Raw genomic sequence first — 19,521 nt, 5'->3', positions numbered from 1 at the left:
AGATGATCAGGTTGATAGGTTCGAGGTGGAAGCATGGTGACATGTGGAGCTGACGAATACTAATAGATCGAGGACTTAACCATATAATATGTAGCAAATGTTATCTAGTTTTGAAGGAATATGCCTTCATAGTTTGGTGATGATGGCAGAGAGGTCACACCCGTTCCCATACCGAACACGGAAGTTAAGCTCTCTAGCGCCGATGGTAGTTGGGACCTTGTCCCTGTGAGAGTAGGACGTCGCCAAGCAACTAAAAACACGAGTCATTTGACTCGTGTTTTTTCGTGTTTTCTTTTATAATCTATAGTAATCAAAAAATGTGTTTAAAGAATTATTATTTTGATTAAATACAGGGAAATATGGCTAGGATAGTGAATAAGCAAAAGAGTTGCAAATATTATTAATACGTATATAATTAAAGTCAAAGATAGTCAAAGTCAATAAAGGTGGCGGATAAATGAGAAATATATCTGATATCATTGAGAAATATCTAAAGCAAGTTATTGACTTAAGCAATAATAATGTGATTGAAATCAAGAGAAATGAGATTGCGGATCGATTCGAGTGCGTACCATCTCAAATCAATTATGTAATCAATACCCGTTTTACGTTAGAAAGAGGATTTGTAGTAGAAAGTAAACGTGGTGGAGGAGGTTACATTCGCATTATAAAAGTCAAACTGCATGACGATATAGACATTATTGATCAAATGCTTCATATGATTGATCATAGTGTTGCGCAAGGGAATGCAGAGAGTATGATTATACGTTTAATAGAAGAGGGAATCATAACAAATCGTGAAGCAAAACTTATGTTAAGCGTACTAGATCGTTCTGTATTATCAATGGATGTTCCTTCTCGAGATGAACTTAGGGCTCGAATATTATGCGCAATGTTAAGAACACTGAAATACAAATAAATATAGCTTTTGTAAAAGAATGATAACTAAGATAAGGCAGTTAAATATTGTAGAGGTTTTGAAAAAAGAACATGCACTTTTATCTAAGCGGATTAAGAAAAGTGAACAATCTAGTAATGTATGAAAAGAACCATGAGATAGATCGTTCCTGTTGTAAAGGTGGGATAGTGATGACTTGTCAAAACTGTAATATAAGACCAGCAACTTTACATTATACAAAAGTAATCAACGAAAAGAAGGCGGAAGTTCATCTTTGTGAGCAATGTGCAGAACAAAGTGGCTATACGTCTTTCTTTCAATCATCGCAGTCTAACTTTTCATTCCATGATTTATTGGCTGGGTTATTACACGGTGAATCAACAATGTTTGAAGAAGGAAAAAATGGATTTTCGAATACAAATACACTAAGATGTCCAGATTGTAAGATGACATATGAGCAATTTACAAAAGTGGGGCGCTTTGGATGTACTTCTTGTTACGATACATTTAAGGAGCATTTAAAGCCGTTGTTAAAACGTCTTCACGGTGGGCATACAGATCATTGTGGAAAAATTCCGGAATGTATAGAAGGAAATGTTCACTTAAAGAAAGAATTAGATGAACTAAAACTCATTCTGAAACAATACGTACAGAATGAGGAATTTGAGAAAGCCGCTGAGATAAGAGATAAAATTCGAGGTCTTGAAAATCAGCTTAGTGAGCATAGAGAGGGGGAATAGTTCTATGTCACTGGACAAAATTATGAATGAAGCGATTAGTCCATGGATGAAGGGGGATGGCCCTGATTCTGATATTGTTTTAAGTAGTCGAATTCGTTTGGCTCGTAATTTTAAAAAATATCAATTCTCTACTATGCAAAGCGAAGAAGAAGCTAAACAGATTCATGAATTATTTAAAAAGGAATTTATAAATAAAACGGTAGAACCTTTTGGAGAGTTTGAACTATTAAAAATGAATGAATTAACTCCTCTTCAAAGGAGGGTTTTGGTCGAAAAACATTTAATTAGTCCCAATCTTGCAGGAACAGAATATGGAGCATGTCTATTGTCAGAGAGCGAACATATTAGTGTTATGCTTAATGAAGAAGATCATATTAGGATTCAGTGCCTATTTTCAGGATTGCAGTTATCAGAGGCGCTTCAAAGTGCCAATCAAATAGATAATTGGATTGAGGAAGAGGTTGAATATGCTTTTGATGAATCCCTTGGATATATTACGAGTTGTCCTACTAACGTTGGTACAGGATTAAGAGCTTCTGTAATGATCCATTTACCGGGACTGGTTTTAACGAAAAGAATTAGCCGTATTATACAAGTAATTCAAAAATTAGGGTTAGTAGTAAGAGGAATATACGGTGAAGGTAGCGAAGCGTTAGGTAATATATTTCAAGTGTCAAATCAAATGACGTTAGGGAAATCTGAAGAAGATATTATTGTAGATTTAAAGAGTGTCATTCAACAAATCATACAACAGGAAAAAATGGCTAGAGAATTAATTGTACAAAATTCAAGTATTGGACTTGAAGATAAAGTTTTTCGCTCTTATGGCACACTAGCAAACAGTCGTTTAATTCAATCTGCGGAGGCGGCTACTTGCTTATCAGATTTACGACTTGGTATTGATCTAGGTTATATAAAAGGTATATCGAGAAATATTTTGACTGAGCTAATGGTTCTTACGCAGCCGGGTATTTTACAACAATATGCAGGAGGACCTTTAGGGCCAGAAGAAAGAGATTATCGAAGAGCAACCTTGATCCGTGAGCGATTACGTATTGAAAAAAACTAAGCGCAAGTAGGAGGCGATTTCTATGATGTTTGGAAGATTTACAGAAAGAGCACAGAAAGTATTAGCTTTATCTCAAGAGGAAGCAATTCGCATTGGGCATAATAATATTGGAACAGAACATATTTTACTTGGGCTTGTACGCGAAGGCGAAGGAATTGCAGCAAAAGCGTTAATTGCCCTTGGATTAAGCCCAGAGAAAGTTCAAAAAGAGGTAGAAGCATTAATCGGGCGTGGGACAGAAGCCTCACAAACAGTACATTACACACCTCGTGCTAAAAAGGTTATTGAGTTGTCTATGGATGAAGCACGTAAACTGGGTCATTCCTACGTTGGAACAGAACATGTTTTACTTGGTTTAATCCGTGAAGGCGAAGGGGTAGCGGCACGTGTTTTAAATAATTTAGGTGTAAGTCTAAATAAGGCAAGACAACAAGTGTTACAACTTCTTGGAAGTAACGAAGCTAGTTCTGGCCACCAAGGCGGTTCATCAACAAATGCAAATACACCGACGCTTGATAGTTTAGCACGTGATTTAACAGTCGTTGCACGTGAAAATCGTTTGGATCCTGTTATTGGACGTAGTAAAGAAATTCAACGTGTAATTGAAGTGTTAAGCCGTAGAACAAAAAACAATCCAGTATTAATTGGAGAGCCTGGTGTAGGTAAGACGGCAATTGCGGAAGGATTAGCACAGCAAATTGTAAATAATGAAGTTCCTGAAACTTTAAGAGATAAGCGTGTTATGACATTAGATATGGGTACAGTTGTAGCTGGAACAAAATATCGCGGTGAATTTGAAGATCGTTTAAAGAAGGTGATGGATGAAATCCGTCAAGCTGGAAACATTATTCTATTTATCGATGAGCTTCATACATTAATTGGTGCAGGTGGAGCAGAAGGTGCAATCGATGCATCAAATATTTTAAAACCATCTTTAGCACGTGGTGAATTACAATGTATTGGTGCAACAACTTTAGATGAGTATCGTAAATATATTGAAAAAGATGCGGCATTAGAAAGACGTTTCCAACCAATTCATGTTGATGAACCAAACTTAGAAGAATCAATTCAAATTTTAAAAGGTTTACGTGATCGTTATGAGGCGCATCACCGTGTATCTATTACAGACGATGCAATCGATGCGGCTGTAAAACTTTCAGATCGTTACATTACAGACCGTTTCTTACCTGATAAAGCAATCGATTTAATTGATGAGGCTGCATCAAAAGTGCGCTTACGTTCTTATACAACACCGCCAAACTTAAAAGAGCTTGAAGTGAAGCTTGAGGAAATTAGAAAAGAAAAAGATGCAGCTGTACAAAGCCAAGAATTTGAAAAAGCTGCTTCCTTACGTGATATGGAACAACGTTTACGTGAAAAGTTAGAAGATACAAAGCGCCAGTGGAAAGAGCAGCAAGGAAAAGAAAACTCAGAAGTAACAGTAGAAGATATTGCAAATGTCGTTTCCACATGGACACGTATTCCGGTTTCTAAACTTGCACAAACAGAGACGGATAAATTATTAAACTTAGAATCAATTTTACACGATCGTTTAATTGGACAGGATGAAGCAGTCGTAGCTGTGGCAAAAGCTGTTCGTCGTGCGAGAGCGGGATTAAAAGATCCGAAACGTCCAATTGGCTCATTTATTTTCTTAGGACCGACTGGTGTAGGTAAAACGGAACTAGCAAGGGCATTGGCAGAATCTATGTTCGGTGATGAGGATGCAATGATCCGCATCGATATGTCTGAGTACATGGAAAAGCATTCTACTTCTCGTTTAGTTGGATCACCTCCAGGATATGTTGGATATGAAGAAGGTGGACAATTAACAGAGAAGGTTCGTCGTAAGCCGTATTCAGTTGTCCTATTAGATGAAGTAGAGAAAGCTCATCCTGATGTGTTTAATATCTTACTACAAGTATTAGAAGATGGTCGTTTAACAGATTCTAAAGGACGTACAGTGGATTTCCGTAATACAATTGTTATTATGACATCTAACGTTGGTGCAGAGGCGTTAAAACGTAATAAACATCTTGGATTTAACGTACAAGATGAGAGCCGCGATTATTCAGATATGAAAGGTAAAGTAATGGATGAACTGAAAAAGGCATTTCGTCCAGAATTCTTAAACCGTATTGATGAAATTATCGTATTCCATATGCTTGAGAAAAAACATATTCAAGAGATTGTAACGCTTATGGTTAATCAATTAGTCAATCGCTTGAAAGAACAAGAGATTGAATTACACTTAACAGAAGGGGCGATTTCAGCAATTGCTGATAAAGGGTTTGATCGTGAGTACGGTGCTCGTCCGCTTCGTAGGGCAATTCAAAAACATGTGGAAGATAGACTATCAGAAGAACTGTTAAAAGGCGCTATTGAGAAAGGACAAAAAGTTATCTTTGATGTAGAAGGAGAATCATTTGTCATTCATAGTGCGGAAAAGGTAAAATAAGTATAGACAAACAAAGAGGGCTACGCGATAGCCCTCTTTCTTGTACGAGAAGGATAAACGTTTATAGATGAAAGTGAAGTGAACTATAAAAAGATATGGCTAAAAAGAAAACAAAATTTACATGTCAAGAGTGTGGTTATCAGTCACCAAAATATATGGGGAAATGCCCTGGATGTGGTCAATGGAATACACTTGTTGAAGAGATGGAACCGGTTGTATCATCAAGGCGCCTTAATTATGCAAATGCGATTCAATCAGAAGTAACAAAACCAAGACGCTTAACAGAAGTAGAAACAAAATCTGAGGCGCGTATTGAAACAAAATTTCAAGAGTTTAACCGTGTACTGGGTGGCGGGATTGTAGATGGATCCTTAGTACTTATTGGTGGAGATCCTGGGATTGGAAAATCAACATTGCTATTACAGATTTCATCGCAATTAGCAGATTCTTCATATGATGTACTATACATATCAGGAGAGGAGTCAGCAAAGCAGATAAAACTGCGTGCAGATCGTTTGCATGTAAAGGGTAGTAATTTATTTGTTGTAGCAGAGACTGACTTACAGCGAATTGCAGCACATATTGAAGAGATGAATCCAGCTTTTGTTGTTATTGACTCTATTCAAACGATACATTTACCCGAAGTGACGTCAGCTCCTGGAAGTGTGGCACAAGTACGTGAATGTACAGCAGAATTAATGAAACTCGCAAAAACGAAAGGAATCCCTATTTTTATCGTCGGACATGTGACAAAAGAAGGGGCAATTGCAGGACCCCGTATGTTAGAACATATGGTCGATGCAGTTCTTTACTTTGAAGGAGACCGTCATCATACATATCGTATTTTGCGAGCTGTGAAGAATCGTTTTGGTTCTACGAATGAAATGGGTATTTTTGAAATGAAAGAGCTTGGTCTTGCAGAAGTCTTAAATCCTTCGGAAATTTTCCTTGAGGAAAGGCCAGTCGGGGTCGCAGGATCAACAGTGGTTGCCTCAATGGAAGGAACAAGACCGGTTTTAGTAGAAATACAAGCATTAATCTCCCCTACTAGTTTTGGAAATCCTCGAAGAATGGCGACGGGAATAGACCATAACCGTGTATCGCTTATTATGGCGGTATTAGAAAAAAGAACAGGTTTATTATTGCAAAATCAAGATGCATATTTAAAAGTAGCAGGTGGTTTGAAATTAGATGAACCAGCAATTGATTTGGCCGTGGCTTTAAGTATAGCTTCAAGTTTCAGAGATAAACCTACTGCACCAACTGATGCGGTAATAGGAGAAGTAGGACTAACTGGAGAAATAAGAAGAGTATCAAGAATTGAACAACGTGTACAAGAAGCAGCCAAATTAGGATTTCAACGTGCTATTATCCCTAGAAAAAATTTGGGAGGATGGACAATTCCGGATGGGATTGAGGTAGTAGGTGTATCTAATTTAGGGGAAGCGCTTCGTTTGACATTAGGAGGCTAGGCTATGGAAGAAAACAAGCAACGTGTTAAAAGTATGATTAATATTTTACAGCTCGTTGCTCCAGGAACACCACTGCGCGAAGGGATAGATAATGTACTTCGCGCACAAACAGGGGGATTAATTGTTCTTGGATATAATGAGCAGATTAAAAGTATTGTTGATGGAGGTTTTCATATTAATTGTGCATTCTCTCCTGCCAGTTTATATGAATTAGCAAAAATGGATGGGGCACTTATTTTAAATGAAACTGGAAGTAAAATTTTAATTGCGAACGCACAGCTAGTTCCAGAGTCATCTATTGATTCTATTGAAACGGGTATGCGTCACCGAACGGCAGAGCGTGTAGCAAAGCAAACAGGTAGCCTTGTTGTGGCTATTTCACAAAGACGTAACGTAATTACCCTATATCAAGGGAATTTACGTTATACACTAAAAGATATAGGGGTTATTTTAACAAAGGCAAATCAAGCTATTCAAACGTTAGAAAAATATAAGGCTGTATGGAATGATGGTATTACGAATTTGGGCATTCTAGAATTTGAAGAGGTCGTTACAATGTCTGAGGTGGTTCATGTTTTACATAGCGTTGAAATGGTACTGCGTATTAAAAATGAAATATTGAGCTATATTCATGAGTTAGGAACAGAAGGTAGGTTAATTCGTCTACAACTGACAGAATTACTAGCTGATTTAGAGGCAGAGGCAGCGTTATTAATTAAAGATTATTATCAAGAAAAAACACAAGACCATCATCAAATTTTGAAAAAGTTACAAGATCTTGCAAATACACAGCTTTTAGAGGATAGCGATTTAGTTAAATTGCTTGGCTATCCAGGGCAAATGAGTTTGGAAGAAAGTGTGACGCCTAGAGGATACCGAATCACAAGCAAAATTTCTCGTGTTCCGCCACTTATCATTGAAAATTTAATTAATCGATTTAAAACATTGCAAGGTGTTTGTCGTGCGACTATTAATGAATTGGATGATGTGGAAGGAATTGGGGAAGTTAGAGCGAAGAAAATACGAGAGGGTCTAAAAAGAATTCAAGAGCATCTCTATATGAGTAGACACAATTAAGAATATTACATTGATTCCATAATATAACGACACTAGAACATTTTTGGTATATGATATGGTATATTGGTAAATAAAACTATTTACAAAAAAACACGTCCGCTTTTGCATTCGGCGTTTTGATTAGCAAAACAATGGTTAATAATGAGTAGGAGGTGGTTGGATGTTAAAACGGATCGTACAGCTCTTCTTTTTAGTGATCGGAGGAGCGTTAGGGATTTTCTTAATCCCAAAAGTTATTAATGTAATGGATATCGGTGCTGTTCCATGGCTCGAGGGATCGTATGTTCGTGCGATTATTGGTGCAATTATTTTATTTTTAACCACATTTTGGCTTGTGGATTATATTGTTCAACTTATTAAGCATATTGAGGAAGCACTTGTAAAGGCGCCTGTAGCGGATGTTTTATTCGGTACTCTAGGGTTAATTTCTGGTCTTATTGTTGCATATTTAATTTTGATACCAATTCGTGAATTTACAATCCCAGTCATTAGTACAGTATTACAAGTGTTCTTTACCCTTTTACTTGGGTATTTAGGATTCCAAGTAGGGTTTAAAAAGAGAAATGAATTACTGGGTTTATTTACATTACCACAACGTGGCGGTAAGAAAAAGAACAATAGTGAGAACGAAGAGATCGAGGGAGAAGTAGAAAAATCTACAGCTCATTGGAAGATTCTCGATACGAGTGTAATTATTGACGGACGTATTGCTGATATTTGCCAAACGAAGTTTTTAGAAGGAACCATTGTGATTCCTCAATTCGTATTAGAAGAGCTACAGCATATTGCTGATTCTTCTGATGCTTTAAAGCGTAATCGTGGCCGCAGAGGATTAGACATTTTAAATCGTATTCAAAAAGAGATGCCAATTCCGGTAGAAATTTATGAAGGTGATTTCGAGGATATCCAAGAAGTGGATAGCAAGCTTGTAAAGTTAGCGAAAATCACTGGTGGAACTGTTGTAACAAATGATTTCAATTTAAACAAAGTTTCTGAATTACAAGGAGTAACAGTGTTAAACATTAACGATTTAGCAAATGCAATTAAACCAGTTGTACTCCCTGGCGAAGAACTAAGTGTTTATGTTGTAAAAGATGGTAAAGAGCAAAATCAAGGTGTTGCATACTTAGATGATGGTACGATGATTGTAGTAGAAGATGGTCGAGAATTTGTCGGTTCACAACTCAATGTACTTGTTACAAGTGTGTTGCAAACATCGGCTGGTCGTATGATTTTCGCAAAACGTAAATTATTAGAAAAAGCATTATAAGTAGAGGATTATTAATATGTATACATTAATTATTCCAGCAGCGGGTCAAGGAAAACGGATGGGTGCTGGCAAAAATAAGTTGTTCTTACTTATAAATGAAGTACCGATCATTGTGCATACATTACGTGCTTTTGAAAAAGATAAAGCATGTAAAAGTATTATTATGGCAATTAACGAAGAGGAACGTCCTTATTTTGAGGAGTTAATGCAGAAGTACCCAGTTGGAAAACAGGTACAATTTATTCAGGGCGGAGCTGAAAGACAAGATAGTGTGTATAATGCGCTGCATCATGTGGACGGAGTTGAATATGTTCTCGTGCACGATGGTGCTCGCCCGTTTGTAACGAATAAAATGATTCAAGATGTATTAACTGCAGCGGAAAAACATGGTGCTTCCATTTGTGCAGTGCCAGTGAAGGATACAGTTAAGAAAGTGGAACAGGGTGTTGTTGTTGAAACGATAGAACGTTCTCAGCTTAAAGCTGTCCAAACACCGCAAGGATTTTCTGTTCCTCTTTTATTAGAAGCTCATAGAAGTGCAAAGCAGGGCTGTTTTCTTGGTACAGATGATGCAAGTCTCGTAGAACGCATTGGGAAGCAAGTAGGCGTAGTGGATGGGAGTTATTATAATATTAAAGTGACGACTCCGGAGGATTTACTAATTGCTGAAAGTTTCCTTCGTGTTCATAAGAAATAGTAGTGATGACATTATAGTAAAGAAAAGCTCGGCAACGGCCGGGCTTTTCTTTATAGGGATAGCGATATAATATAGAATCATAAAGCTCAGTAGTTTAGCTTGAGGAGGATGTAAAGAATGTTTCGAATTGGACAAGGTTTTGATGTACATGAATTTGCGGAAGGTAGACCATTAATTATCGGCGGAATTACAATTCCCCATGAGAAAGGATTAATTGGTCACTCGGATGCGGATGTATTGTTACATACGATTGCTGACGCATGTTTAGGAGCAATTGCAGCAGGAGATATTGGGAAGCATTTTCCGGATACAGATCCTGCCTTTAAAGATGCAGATTCAGCTATATTGTTACAAAAAGTTTGGGAATTTGTGCGTGAACAAGGTTATGAGTTAGGAAATCTAGATTGTACAATTATTGCTCAAAAGCCAAAAATGGCACCGCATATCGAAAGTATGCGTAAACGTATTAGTGAACTATTAGAAACGTCTATTGATAATATTAATGTAAAGGCAACAACAACAGAAAAATTAGGATTTACAGGTAGAGAAGAAGGGATTGCTTCTCAAGCAGTTGTATTATTGCAGAAAAAATAATGGTTTTTAATTCGTAAGATGGATAATCACATTTTTTTGGTGTACAATTATAGAATGTGTTGACATTAAGAATGGAAGGTGTACCAATTATGGAAAAGCAAGTGAGAGTGCGCTATGCGCCAAGTCCAACAGGACACTTACATATCGGAAATGCGCGTACGGCATTATTTAATTATTTATTTGCTCGTCATCAAGATGGTAAGTTTATTATTCGTATTGAAGATACTGATGTAAAACGTAATGTTGCTGGTGGAGAAGAAAGCCAATTAAAATACTTGAAATGGCTCGGTATGGACTGGGATGAAGGTGTTGATGTTGGTGGTGAATTTGGACCATATCGTCAAACAGAGCGTTTAGATATTTATAAAAAATTATATGTAGATTTATTAGAGCGTGGTTTAGCTTACAAATGTTATATGACAGAAGAAGAGCTAGAAGCAGAGCGTGAAGGGCAAATTGCTCGTGGTGAAACACCTCGTTACGCTGGTAACCACCGTGATTTAACTGAAGAACAAGTTAAAGAATTTGAAGCTGAGGGACGTATTCCAAGTATTCGTTTCCGTGTACCAGCTGATCGTAATTACACATTTAAAGATATCGTAAAAGATGAGGTTGCATTCCATTCAAATGATTTCGGCGATTTTGTTATCGTGAAAAAAGATGGAATCCCAACTTATAACTTTGCAGTAGCAGTAGATGATCACTTAATGGAGATTACACATGTACTTCGTGGTGATGATCATATTTCAAACACGCCAAAACAAATGATGATTTATGAAGCTTTCGGTTGGGATATCCCGCAATTTGGTCATATGACTTTAATTGTAAATGAAAGCCGTAAAAAATTAAGTAAGCGTGATGAATCTATTATTCAATTTATTGAGCAATATAAAGAGCTTGGATATCTTCCAGAAGCAATCTTTAACTTTATTGCACTATTAGGCTGGTCGCCGGTAGGGGAAGAAGAAATCTTCTCTCAAGATGAGTTTATCAAAATGTTTGATGCAGCTCGTTTATCAAAATCGCCTGCATTGTTTGATTCTCAAAAACTAAAATGGATGAACAACCAATATATGAAAAAGCAAGATTTAGATACGGTTGTTGAACTAAGCTTACCGCACTTAGTGAAAGCTGGTCGCGTAGGTGAAAACTTAAGCGAACAAGAACAAGCTTGGGTTCGTGATGTAATTGCTTTATATCATGACCAAATGAGCTTTGGAGCTGAAATTGTAGAGCTTTCTGAAATGTTCTTTAAAGATCACGTTGATTACGAAGAAGAAGGACAAGAAGTATTAAAAGGTGAACAAGTACCTGAAGTACTTCGTGCATTTGCTGGTCAAGTAGAAGCTCTAGAAGCAATGGAGCCAGCAGCAGTTAAGGCAGCTATTAAAGCGGTTCAAAAGGAAACGGGACATAAAGGTAAAAACTTATTTATGCCAATCCGTGTTGCGACTACTGGACAAACACACGGTCCAGAACTTCCTAATGCGATTGCTCTTCTTGGAAAAGAAAAAGTTTTAAATCGTATTCAAAAAGTAATTGGTTAACATTTTCTAGGTTTAGAAATATAATAAGTATACTTAAAACCTAATAAGGAAAAGCGACGAGAAGGAGAAGTAGAAAATCAGGCTTTTTACAGAGAGAACCACCTTTGGGCTGGAAGTGGTTTATAAGCGGATTTTTGAAATGCCCCTTCGAGTCTTCTGTTGAACAGCGAAGTATTTCGCGGAACGTCTTAGGGCGCCAAAGTAAACAGAAGCGGTGCAAACCGTTATCATGGATGAGTTTGAGGCTTTCTTTAGCCTAAACAGAGTGGAACCGCGCTTAAAAGGCGTCTCTGTCAATATGACAGAGGCGTCTTTTTTTTATACCATATAAATAGGTATGAGTATAAGTTTTATCTCCTTGTATAAAGATTTAGAGGATAAATGGGGAGTTAAGGTAGTTAGTTCACTCGAAAAAGCAGCCCATAAAGGGGAGGGGACATCGATGTTTAAGAGGCTTCGGGAAGATATTGAAGTCGTTTTTGAACAGGATCCAGCGGCACGAAGTTATTTCGAAGTCATTTTGACCTACTCTGGATTACATGCAGTTTGGTCTCATCGAATTGCACATGCTTTTTATAAAAAGAATTTCTTCTTTATTGCACGTTGGATCTCACAAGTTAGTCGTTTCTTTACTGGCATCGAGATTCATCCAGGAGCAACTATTGGTCGTCGTTTTTTCATTGACCATGGAATGGGTGTTGTAATTGGAGAAACGTGTGAAATTGGTGATAATGTAACAATTTATCAAGGTGTTACATTAGGTGGTACGGGTAAAGAGAAGGGGAAGAGGCACCCTACAATTCAGGATAATGTATTAATTGCAACAGGTGCTAAAGTACTAGGTTCTATTACAGTTGGAGAGAATTCTAAAATTGGAGCAGGATCTGTTGTATTAAAAGAAGTCCCTGCGCATTCTACAGTTGTAGGTATACCTGGTCGAGTCGTTATTCGAAATGGAGTAAAGATTGGTCAAGAATTAAATCATTCTGATCTTCCGGATCCGATTTTTGATAAATTAAAGGTTATGGAAGTAGAACTTGATAAATTGAAAAAGCAACTTGAAGTAAAGGTAGAAAGGAAGGATAAAAATGACTATTCACATTTATAATACGTTAACACGTCAAAAGGAAGAGTTTATTCCATTAGAAGAAAATAAGGTAAAGATGTATGTGTGCGGCCCTACAGTTTATAACTACATTCACATTGGGAATGCAAGACCACCTATGGTATTTGATACAGTACGCCGTTATTTAGAATATAAAGGATATGATGTGCAGTATGTATCTAACTTTACTGATGTGGATGATAAATTAATTAAGGCGGCAAATGAATTAGGCGAAGATGTGCCAACAATTGCAGATCGTTTTGTTGAAGCTTACTTTGAAGATGTAACAGCGTTAGGTTGCAAACATGCAACGGTTCATCCACGCGTAACGGAAAATATGGATATCATTATTGAGTTTATTCAAGAACTTGTGAATAAAGGGTATGCGTATGAATCAGAAGGTGATGTGTACTTTAGAACGAAAGAATTCGAAGGTTACGGTAAATTATCGCATCAACCAATTGCAGATTTACGTCACGGTGCGCGTATTGAAGTAGGAGAAAAGAAACAAGATCCTCTTGATTTTGCTTTATGGAAAGCTGCGAAAGAAGGAGAAATCTTCTGGGAAAGCCCTTGGGGTAAAGGACGTCCAGGATGGCATATTGAATGCTCAGCGATGGCACGTAAGTACTTAGGGGACACAATTGATATTCATGCTGGTGGTCAAGATTTAGCGTTTCCTCATCATGAAAATGAAATTGCACAGTCAGAGGCATTAACAGGAAAAACATTTGCACGTTACTGGATGCATAATGGATATATTAATATTAATAATGAGAAGATGTCTAAGTCGCTTGGAAACTTCATTTTAGTTCACGATATCATTAAGCAATATGATCCGCAGTTAATTAGATTCTTTATGCTATCAGTACATTACCGTCATCCGATTAACTTTAGTGAAGAGTTATTACAAAGCACGAATAACGGGCTAGAAAGAATTAAAACGGCTTACGGTAACTTAAAGCATCGTATGGAGAGTAGCACAAATTTAACAGATCATAATGAGAAATGGTTAGCTGAAATGGAAAAATTCCAGAGTGCATTTGAAGAAGCAATGGATGATGATTTCAATACGGCTAATGCGATTACTGAATTATATAATGTAGCAAATCACGCAAATCAATACTTGTTAGAAGAACATACTTCTAAAGTGGTAATTGAAGCGTATATAAAACAACTTGAAACATTATTTGATATTTTAGGTTTAGAATTAACACAAGAAGAATTGCTTGATGAAGAAATTGAGGAGCTTATCCAAAAGCGTATTGAAGCTCGTAAAAATCGTGATTTCGCATTATCTGATCAAATTCGCGATGATTTAAAAGAACGTAATATTATTTTAGAAGATACCGCTCAAGGTACAAGATGGAAAAGAGGATAAGAATGATCGATGCAAAGCAATTAAACAGCTTAGCGTTAGCATATATGGGTGATGCGGTATATGAACAATATATCCGCTATCACCTCCTTCAAAAAGGAACAGTTCGCCCTAATCAATTACATCGCTTAGGGACGAGCTTTGTTTCGGCAAAAGCACAGGCGAAAGTTGTTTATCATTTATTAGAGACGGCATTTTTGACAGAGGAAGAAGAGGCGGTATTAAGAAGAGGGCGCAATGCGAATTCGGGTACCGTTCCAAAAAATACGGATGTACAAACATATCGACATAGTACAGCTTTTGAAGCATTAATCGGTTATCATCACTTATTAAATAATCGTGAAAGATTAGATGAAATTGTATATAAAGCAATTGCTGTTTTAGAAGAAAAGGAAGGGGGCACATCATCATGAGTAGTGAATATATTATCGGACGTAACCCTGTAATTGAAGCGTTACGATCAGGAAGAGATATTAATAAGATTTGGATCGCAGAAGGTGCTGCCAAAGGGCAAGTGCAGATTGTACTAGCATTAGCGAAAGAGAATAAGATTATTTTACAACATGCACCAAAGAAGAAGTTAGATCAATTAGTTGAGGGTAATCATCAAGGTGTAATTGCTCAAGTGGCTGCATATCAATATGCTGAGTTAGAAGATTTATTTAAGGTGGCAGAGAAACGTAACGAAGATCCATTCTTCTTAATTTTAGATGAAATTGAAGATCCGCATAACCTAGGTTCTATTATGCGTACTGCTGATGCAACGGGAGCTCATGGGATTATTATTCCGAAAAGAAGGGCTGTAGGACTTACCGCGTCAGTTGCGAAGGCATCGACTGGGGCAATTGAATACATTCCTGTTGCACGCGTGACAAATTTATCTCGTACAATTGATGAATTAAAAGAACGTGGACTTTGGATTGCTGGTACAGATGCCAAAGGGAAAACGGATTATCGTCATTTAGATGGAAATATGCCAATCGGCTTAGTAATTGGAAGTGAAGGAAAAGGTATGAGTCGTATTATTGGTGAAAAGTGTGATTTCCTAATCACTTTACCGATGGTTGGTAAAGTTACATCCTTAAATGCTTCAGTAGCCGCAAGTTTGTTAATGTATGAGGTATATCGTAAACGTAACGAAATTGGTAAATAAGAAATGAACGACATTTTAATCGTTGATGGCTACAACATTATCGGAGCTTGGGGAGACTTGAAGAAACTGCGGGATGTAGATTTGCAATCATCAAGAGACGCACTGATTGATAAGATGGCGGATTATCAAGGTTATACAGGAACAAAGGTAATGATAGTTTTTGATGCCTATACAGTTCATGGTATTGAAAAAAAGATGAAACAATCGCGTGTGGAAGTAATATTCACGAGAAAGAATCAAACTGCGGATGAAAAGATAGAGCAACTTGCGATTGAGCTTAGAAATATAAATACACAAATATATGTTGCCACTTCTGATTATACGGAACAATGGATTATATTTGCGCAAGGCGCCCTTCGGAAATCTGCACGTGAATTAGAGTTGGAAGTACAGGCGATGGAGCAACAAGTAAGAAGACGTACAAAAGACACGAAAGAAAAGCAACCCGCCATGCGAAAGATATTTAGTAAAGATATTACAGAAAAATTAGAAAAATTAAGAAGAGGAGAGCGTTGAAGCATTGACGCTCTTTATCTTTTTACTGTATAATATTGCTAAATAAATAGCGGTCGGAGGGATCAAAGTGGAAGCAGGCTTCGTAAGTGTAGGCGACGTTACATTTCGTGATTTAGAGGATGAGGCAATCGTTGAGTTAGTTCGAAAAGGTAATACTGACGCTCTAGAATATTTGATTCACAAATATAAGAACTTTGTTCGCGCGAAATCAAGATCTTATTTCTTAGTGGGTGCCGATCGAGAAGATATTGTTCAAGAAGGTATGATTGGATTGTTTAAAGCAATTCGTGATTATAAAGAGGACAAGCTGTCTTCATTCAAAGCATTTGCTGAACTATGTATCACTCGACAAATTATTACCGCTATTAAAACAGCAACAAGGCAAAAACATATTCCGTTAAATTCATATATATCTTTAGATAAGCCAATTTATGATGAGGAATCGGATCGAACGCTATTAGATGTTATTTCGGAAGCGAAAGTAACTGATCCTGAAGAAATGATTATAAGTCAGGAAGAATATACAGACATAGAATCAAAAATATCTGAATTATTAAGCGATTTAGAAAGAAAGGTACTATCTTTATACTTAGATGGACGTTCCTATCAAGAAATTTCAGAACAGTTAAACAGACATGTGAAATCTATTGATAACGCATTGCAGCGTGTAAAAAGGAAATTGGAAAGATATATGGAGATGAGAGAGAGTACAACTTTAAATTCATAGCAAGTAGCGCAGGTGTAAAGTAATTCACCTGTTTTCTTTTTGCGAAGAGAGTAAGAGTCATGACATTGACATTGTCTTTTGTTGTATGATACATTTTTAGGGACATAATGTTACAAGGCTGGTGTAACTGATGAGGAAAAAAGTTGTACTCTCATGTGAAGAGTGTAAAAATCGAAACTACTCTACGATGAAAGATACGAGCTCAGTAGAGCGACTTGAGATAAAGAAGTTTTGTAAAACATGCAATAAGCATACAGTTCACAAGGAAACAAAATAAATAATTGAAATAATAAATTGGAGGTCCCGTAGATGCGTTTAACGAACTTTTTCGGCGATGTAGGTCGCGAAATGAAAAAAGTAAGTTGGCCTAAAAAAGATGAATTACTTCGCTCAACAGCGACAGTTATCGCTACAGTTGTCTTCTTTGCGATTTTCTTCGCAGTAGTTGATATGGGCATTTCTTCTTTAATTCGGTTAATTCTTGGTTAATTCTTGAATAAGAAGCACTTATCCATGATATAATGTTATTTATAAGAACTGTGTAAAAGCCCGGTGAACGGGTTTTTTCATTTGCGCAAAAAAATGCACGTCAGGGAGGGAAGGACGCTCGTCCTAAATGAATGGAAAAAAGTTGGTATGTTGTCCATACTTATTCTGGATATGAAAATAAAGTAAAAGCAAACCTAGAGAAACGTGTAGAATCAATGGGTATGCAAGATAAAATTTTCCGTGTTGTTGTCCCGGAAGAAGTAGAAGTAGAAATGAAAAACGGTAAAGAAAAATTAATGAAAAGAAAAGTGTTCCCAGGTTACGTGTTAGTAGAACTAATCATGACTGATGATTCTTGGTATGTTGTTCGTAATACACCGGGTGTAACAGGTTTTGTTGGTTCTTCAGGATCTGGATCTAAACCATCACCTCTATTGGAAGAGGAAGTTGTTACCATCATGAAGCATATGGGAATGGACAATGAAGTGGTTGATTTCGACTTTGAACTTCATGAGACAGTACGTGTAAATGAAGGGCCATTCGCCGATTATACAGGTGCAATTGAAGAAATTGATGTGGAGAAGAAAAAAGTTAGTGTGCTTGTAGACATGTTTGGCCGCGAGACTCCGGTTGAACTTGACTTCCATCAAATTGAAAAATTATAAAATGAAACTTGAAATGAATTGTAAAAAGTGATAATATCTTTTAAGTCAGTACGTCTTCGTTATCGGAGACGTTTTTTGAAAGATTTTATCGCTACGATAAAATATGACGTGGGAGGGCAAATCACTGTCCAATTGACCACATCACGGACTTAAGGAGGTGTGTCTCGTGGCTAAAAAGGTAATTAAAATGGTAAAGCTTCAAATTCCTGCAGGTAAAGCTAACCCAGCTCCACCGGTTGGTCCAGCATTAGGACAAGCAGGTGTTAACATCATGGGCTTCTGTAAAGAGTTTAACGCTCGTACAGCAGATCAAGCTGGTCTTATCATCCCTGTTGAAATTACGGTATTTGAGGACCGTTCATTCACTTTCATTACTAAAACTCCTCCTGCTGCTGTTCTTCTTAAGAAAGTAGCTGGTATTGAGTCTGGTTCTGGTGAACCAAACCGTAATAAAGTGGCAACTGTTAAGCGTGATAAAGTACGCGAAATCGCTGAAACTAAAATGCCTGACCTAAACGCTGCTAGCGTAGAAGCTGCAATGCGTATGGTTGAAGGTACTGCACGCAGTATGGGCATCGTTATCGAAGACTAATTCGATTTGTTTTTTTTAAAAAGGTTGCGGGTCTGGAATTCCAATTCGCAACCTTTATTATCGTAAATGATTATCGTTTTTAAATAAATGGATGGCGCGCATCCTCAGGTTATACCTGAAAATAAGCGTAAACGTGGGAGGTTATTCCGCTAAAACCACATTCGAGGAGGAAATAAAAATGGCTAAAAGAGGTAAAAAGTACGTAGAAGCTGCAAAGCTTGTTGATCGTGCAGCTGCTTACTCTGCAACAGAAGCAGTAGAATTAGTAAAGAAAACAAACACAGCTAAATTTGATGCAACTGTAGAAGCTGCATTCCGTTTAGGTGTTGACCCTAAGAAAGCTGACCAACAAATCCGTGGTGCAGTTGTTCTTCCACATGGTACTGGTAAAGTACAACGTGTATTAGTATTCGCTAAAGGCGAAAAAGCTAAAGAAGCTGAAGCTGCTGGAGCTGACTTCGTAGGCGATGCTGATTACATCGGTAAAATCCAACAAGGTTGGTTCGATTTCGATGTAGTAGTAGCAACTCCTGACATGATGGGTGAAGTTGGTAAACTTGGTCGCGTATTAGGACCTAAAGGTTTAATGCCAAACCCTAAAACTGGAACAGTTACTTTCGATGTAACTAAAGCTGTTAACGAAATCAAAGCTGGTAAAGTTGAATACCGCGTTGATAAAGCTGGTAACATCCACGTTCCAATCGGTAAAGTATCTTTCGAAGATGCTAAACTAGTAGAAAACTTCAAAACAATTGCTGACACTTTACAAAAAGTTAAGCCAGCTGCTGCAAAAGGTACTTACATGAAGAACGTAACAGTTGCTTCTACAATGGGACCTGGCGTACGTGTAGACGTTTCTACATTAGCGTAAAAATTGGAAGTTGACTTCATAAAGAAGTTTTTATATAATCATTTATGTTGTGAATTTAAATAGTGTACCGTAGACAGTAGGTGTCAATAGACTTAATTTCCTACCTAGGTGTTAATATACGAAGCGGAATTTTTTTCTGTGACTATATGCCTCCATGTCTACAAGTTGGGCATGGAGGTTTTTAGTGCACTTTCGGTACATCT

At 37.3% G+C, this 19,521-nt stretch carries 21 protein-coding genes, 2 rRNA genes and 2 other annotated features; all 23 genes read left to right on the top strand.

Annotation, left to right across the window (positions count from 1 at the left end; translation table 11 throughout):
- Positions 1–83, top strand: a 23S ribosomal RNA gene (locus tag MR065_RS20830); the annotation flags it as partial.
- A 49-nt stretch (positions 84–132) separates the two neighbouring features.
- A 5S ribosomal RNA gene (gene rrf, locus MR065_RS20825) occupies positions 133–248 on the top strand.
- Between the two features lie 209 nt (positions 249–457).
- Positions 458–919, top strand: a complete 462-nt coding sequence (ctsR, locus tag MR065_RS20820; protein WP_048526354.1) for a transcriptional regulator CtsR — start codon at positions 458–460, stop codon at positions 917–919.
- 170 nt (positions 920–1,089) lie between these two features.
- Positions 1,090–1,638 carry a protein-arginine kinase activator protein McsA gene (locus MR065_RS20815; protein WP_242214942.1) on the top strand — a complete coding sequence of 183 codons (549 nt, stop codon included), beginning with the start codon at positions 1,090–1,092 and terminating at the stop codon, positions 1,636–1,638.
- A gap of 4 nt (positions 1,639–1,642) precedes the next feature.
- Positions 1,643–2,707 carry a protein-arginine kinase McsB gene (locus tag MR065_RS20810; protein WP_242214941.1) on the top strand — a complete coding sequence of 355 codons (1,065 nt, stop codon included), beginning with the start codon at positions 1,643–1,645 and terminating at the stop codon, positions 2,705–2,707.
- A 22-nt stretch (positions 2,708–2,729) separates the two neighbouring features.
- The gene (gene clpC / locus MR065_RS20805; RefSeq protein ID WP_097904626.1) at positions 2,730–5,165 is read left to right on the top strand and encodes an ATP-dependent protease ATP-binding subunit ClpC; all 2,436 of its coding nucleotides are present in this window, start codon (positions 2,730–2,732) and stop codon (positions 5,163–5,165) included.
- A 95-nt stretch (positions 5,166–5,260) separates the two neighbouring features.
- The gene (radA, locus tag MR065_RS20800; RefSeq protein ID WP_097904627.1) at positions 5,261–6,637 is read left to right on the top strand and encodes a DNA repair protein RadA; all 1,377 of its coding nucleotides are present in this window, start codon (positions 5,261–5,263) and stop codon (positions 6,635–6,637) included.
- 3 nt (positions 6,638–6,640) lie between these two features.
- The gene (disA, locus tag MR065_RS20795; protein ID WP_097904628.1) at positions 6,641–7,714 is read left to right on the top strand and encodes a DNA integrity scanning diadenylate cyclase DisA; all 1,074 of its coding nucleotides are present in this window, start codon (positions 6,641–6,643) and stop codon (positions 7,712–7,714) included.
- Positions 7,715–7,874: 160 nt separating this feature from the next.
- A complete protein-coding gene (locus tag MR065_RS20790; RefSeq protein ID WP_097904629.1) occupies positions 7,875–8,984 on the top strand; it encodes a PIN/TRAM domain-containing protein in 1,110 nt (369 codons plus the stop codon).
- Positions 8,985–9,000: 16 nt separating this feature from the next.
- Positions 9,001–9,681 carry a 2-C-methyl-D-erythritol 4-phosphate cytidylyltransferase gene (gene ispD / locus MR065_RS20785; RefSeq protein ID WP_242214940.1) on the top strand — a complete coding sequence of 227 codons (681 nt, stop codon included), beginning with the start codon at positions 9,001–9,003 and terminating at the stop codon, positions 9,679–9,681.
- A 117-nt stretch (positions 9,682–9,798) separates the two neighbouring features.
- Complete coding sequence (gene ispF / locus MR065_RS20780; RefSeq protein WP_000488380.1) at positions 9,799–10,275, top strand: 2-C-methyl-D-erythritol 2,4-cyclodiphosphate synthase; 477 nt, start codon at positions 9,799–9,801, stop codon at positions 10,273–10,275.
- An 89-nt stretch (positions 10,276–10,364) separates the two neighbouring features.
- Positions 10,365–11,822 carry a glutamate--tRNA ligase gene (gene gltX / locus MR065_RS20775; protein WP_242214939.1) on the top strand — a complete coding sequence of 486 codons (1,458 nt, stop codon included), beginning with the start codon at positions 10,365–10,367 and terminating at the stop codon, positions 11,820–11,822.
- Between the two features lie 47 nt (positions 11,823–11,869).
- Positions 11,870–12,117, top strand: a binding site (T-box leader).
- Between the two features lie 147 nt (positions 12,118–12,264).
- Positions 12,265–12,930, top strand: coding sequence for a serine O-acetyltransferase (gene cysE / locus MR065_RS20770; RefSeq protein ID WP_150985228.1), 666 nt, complete (start codon positions 12,265–12,267; stop codon positions 12,928–12,930).
- A complete protein-coding gene (gene cysS, locus MR065_RS20765; RefSeq protein ID WP_098989771.1) occupies positions 12,911–14,308 on the top strand; it encodes a cysteine--tRNA ligase in 1,398 nt (465 codons plus the stop codon). Before cysE ends, cysS begins: the two co-directional genes overlap by 20 nt.
- A 2-nt stretch (positions 14,309–14,310) precedes the next feature.
- Positions 14,311–14,718, top strand: coding sequence for a Mini-ribonuclease 3 (locus tag MR065_RS20760; RefSeq protein ID WP_098769030.1), 408 nt, complete (start codon positions 14,311–14,313; stop codon positions 14,716–14,718).
- Positions 14,715–15,458, top strand: a complete 744-nt coding sequence (gene rlmB, locus MR065_RS20755; RefSeq protein ID WP_098268757.1) for a 23S rRNA (guanosine(2251)-2'-O)-methyltransferase RlmB — start codon at positions 14,715–14,717, stop codon at positions 15,456–15,458. The genes MR065_RS20760 and rlmB overlap by 4 nt, the downstream gene beginning before the upstream one ends.
- Positions 15,459–15,461: 3 nt before the next feature.
- Positions 15,462–15,974 carry an NYN domain-containing protein gene (locus MR065_RS20750; RefSeq protein ID WP_151624162.1) on the top strand — a complete coding sequence of 171 codons (513 nt, stop codon included), beginning with the start codon at positions 15,462–15,464 and terminating at the stop codon, positions 15,972–15,974.
- Between the two features lie 67 nt (positions 15,975–16,041).
- A complete protein-coding gene (locus MR065_RS20745; RefSeq protein ID WP_097904636.1) occupies positions 16,042–16,701 on the top strand; it encodes an RNA polymerase factor sigma-70 in 660 nt (219 codons plus the stop codon).
- 130 nt (positions 16,702–16,831) lie between these two features.
- Positions 16,832–16,978 (top strand): 50S ribosomal protein L33, encoded by a 147-nt coding sequence (gene rpmG, locus MR065_RS20740; RefSeq protein ID WP_012260172.1) that lies wholly within the window; start codon positions 16,832–16,834, stop codon positions 16,976–16,978.
- 32 nt (positions 16,979–17,010) lie between these two features.
- Complete coding sequence (secE, locus tag MR065_RS20735) at positions 17,011–17,190, top strand: preprotein translocase subunit SecE (protein ID WP_001241321.1); 180 nt, start codon at positions 17,011–17,013, stop codon at positions 17,188–17,190.
- A 131-nt stretch (positions 17,191–17,321) separates the two neighbouring features.
- Positions 17,322–17,855, top strand: a complete 534-nt coding sequence (nusG, locus tag MR065_RS20730; RefSeq protein WP_000415794.1) for a transcription termination/antitermination protein NusG — start codon at positions 17,322–17,324, stop codon at positions 17,853–17,855.
- Between the two features lie 166 nt (positions 17,856–18,021).
- Complete coding sequence (rplK, locus tag MR065_RS20725; protein WP_001085872.1) at positions 18,022–18,447, top strand: 50S ribosomal protein L11; 426 nt, start codon at positions 18,022–18,024, stop codon at positions 18,445–18,447.
- 178 nt (positions 18,448–18,625) lie between these two features.
- The gene (gene rplA / locus MR065_RS20720) at positions 18,626–19,318 is read left to right on the top strand and encodes a 50S ribosomal protein L1 (RefSeq protein WP_057526845.1); all 693 of its coding nucleotides are present in this window, start codon (positions 18,626–18,628) and stop codon (positions 19,316–19,318) included.
- Positions 19,319–19,367: 49 nt separating this feature from the next.
- Positions 19,368–19,511: a sequence feature (ribosomal protein L10 leader region), on the top strand.
- Positions 19,512–19,521 lie beyond the last annotated feature (10 nt).

It is taken from the genome of Bacillus cereus group sp. BfR-BA-01383 (assembly GCF_022663495.1).
GTDB classification, from domain to species: Bacteria; Bacillota; Bacilli; order Bacillales; family Bacillaceae_G; genus Bacillus_A; species Bacillus_A cereus_AU.
Note: the sequence above shows the minus strand (reverse complement) of the source record. Positions and strands in the feature narration are given on the sequence as shown.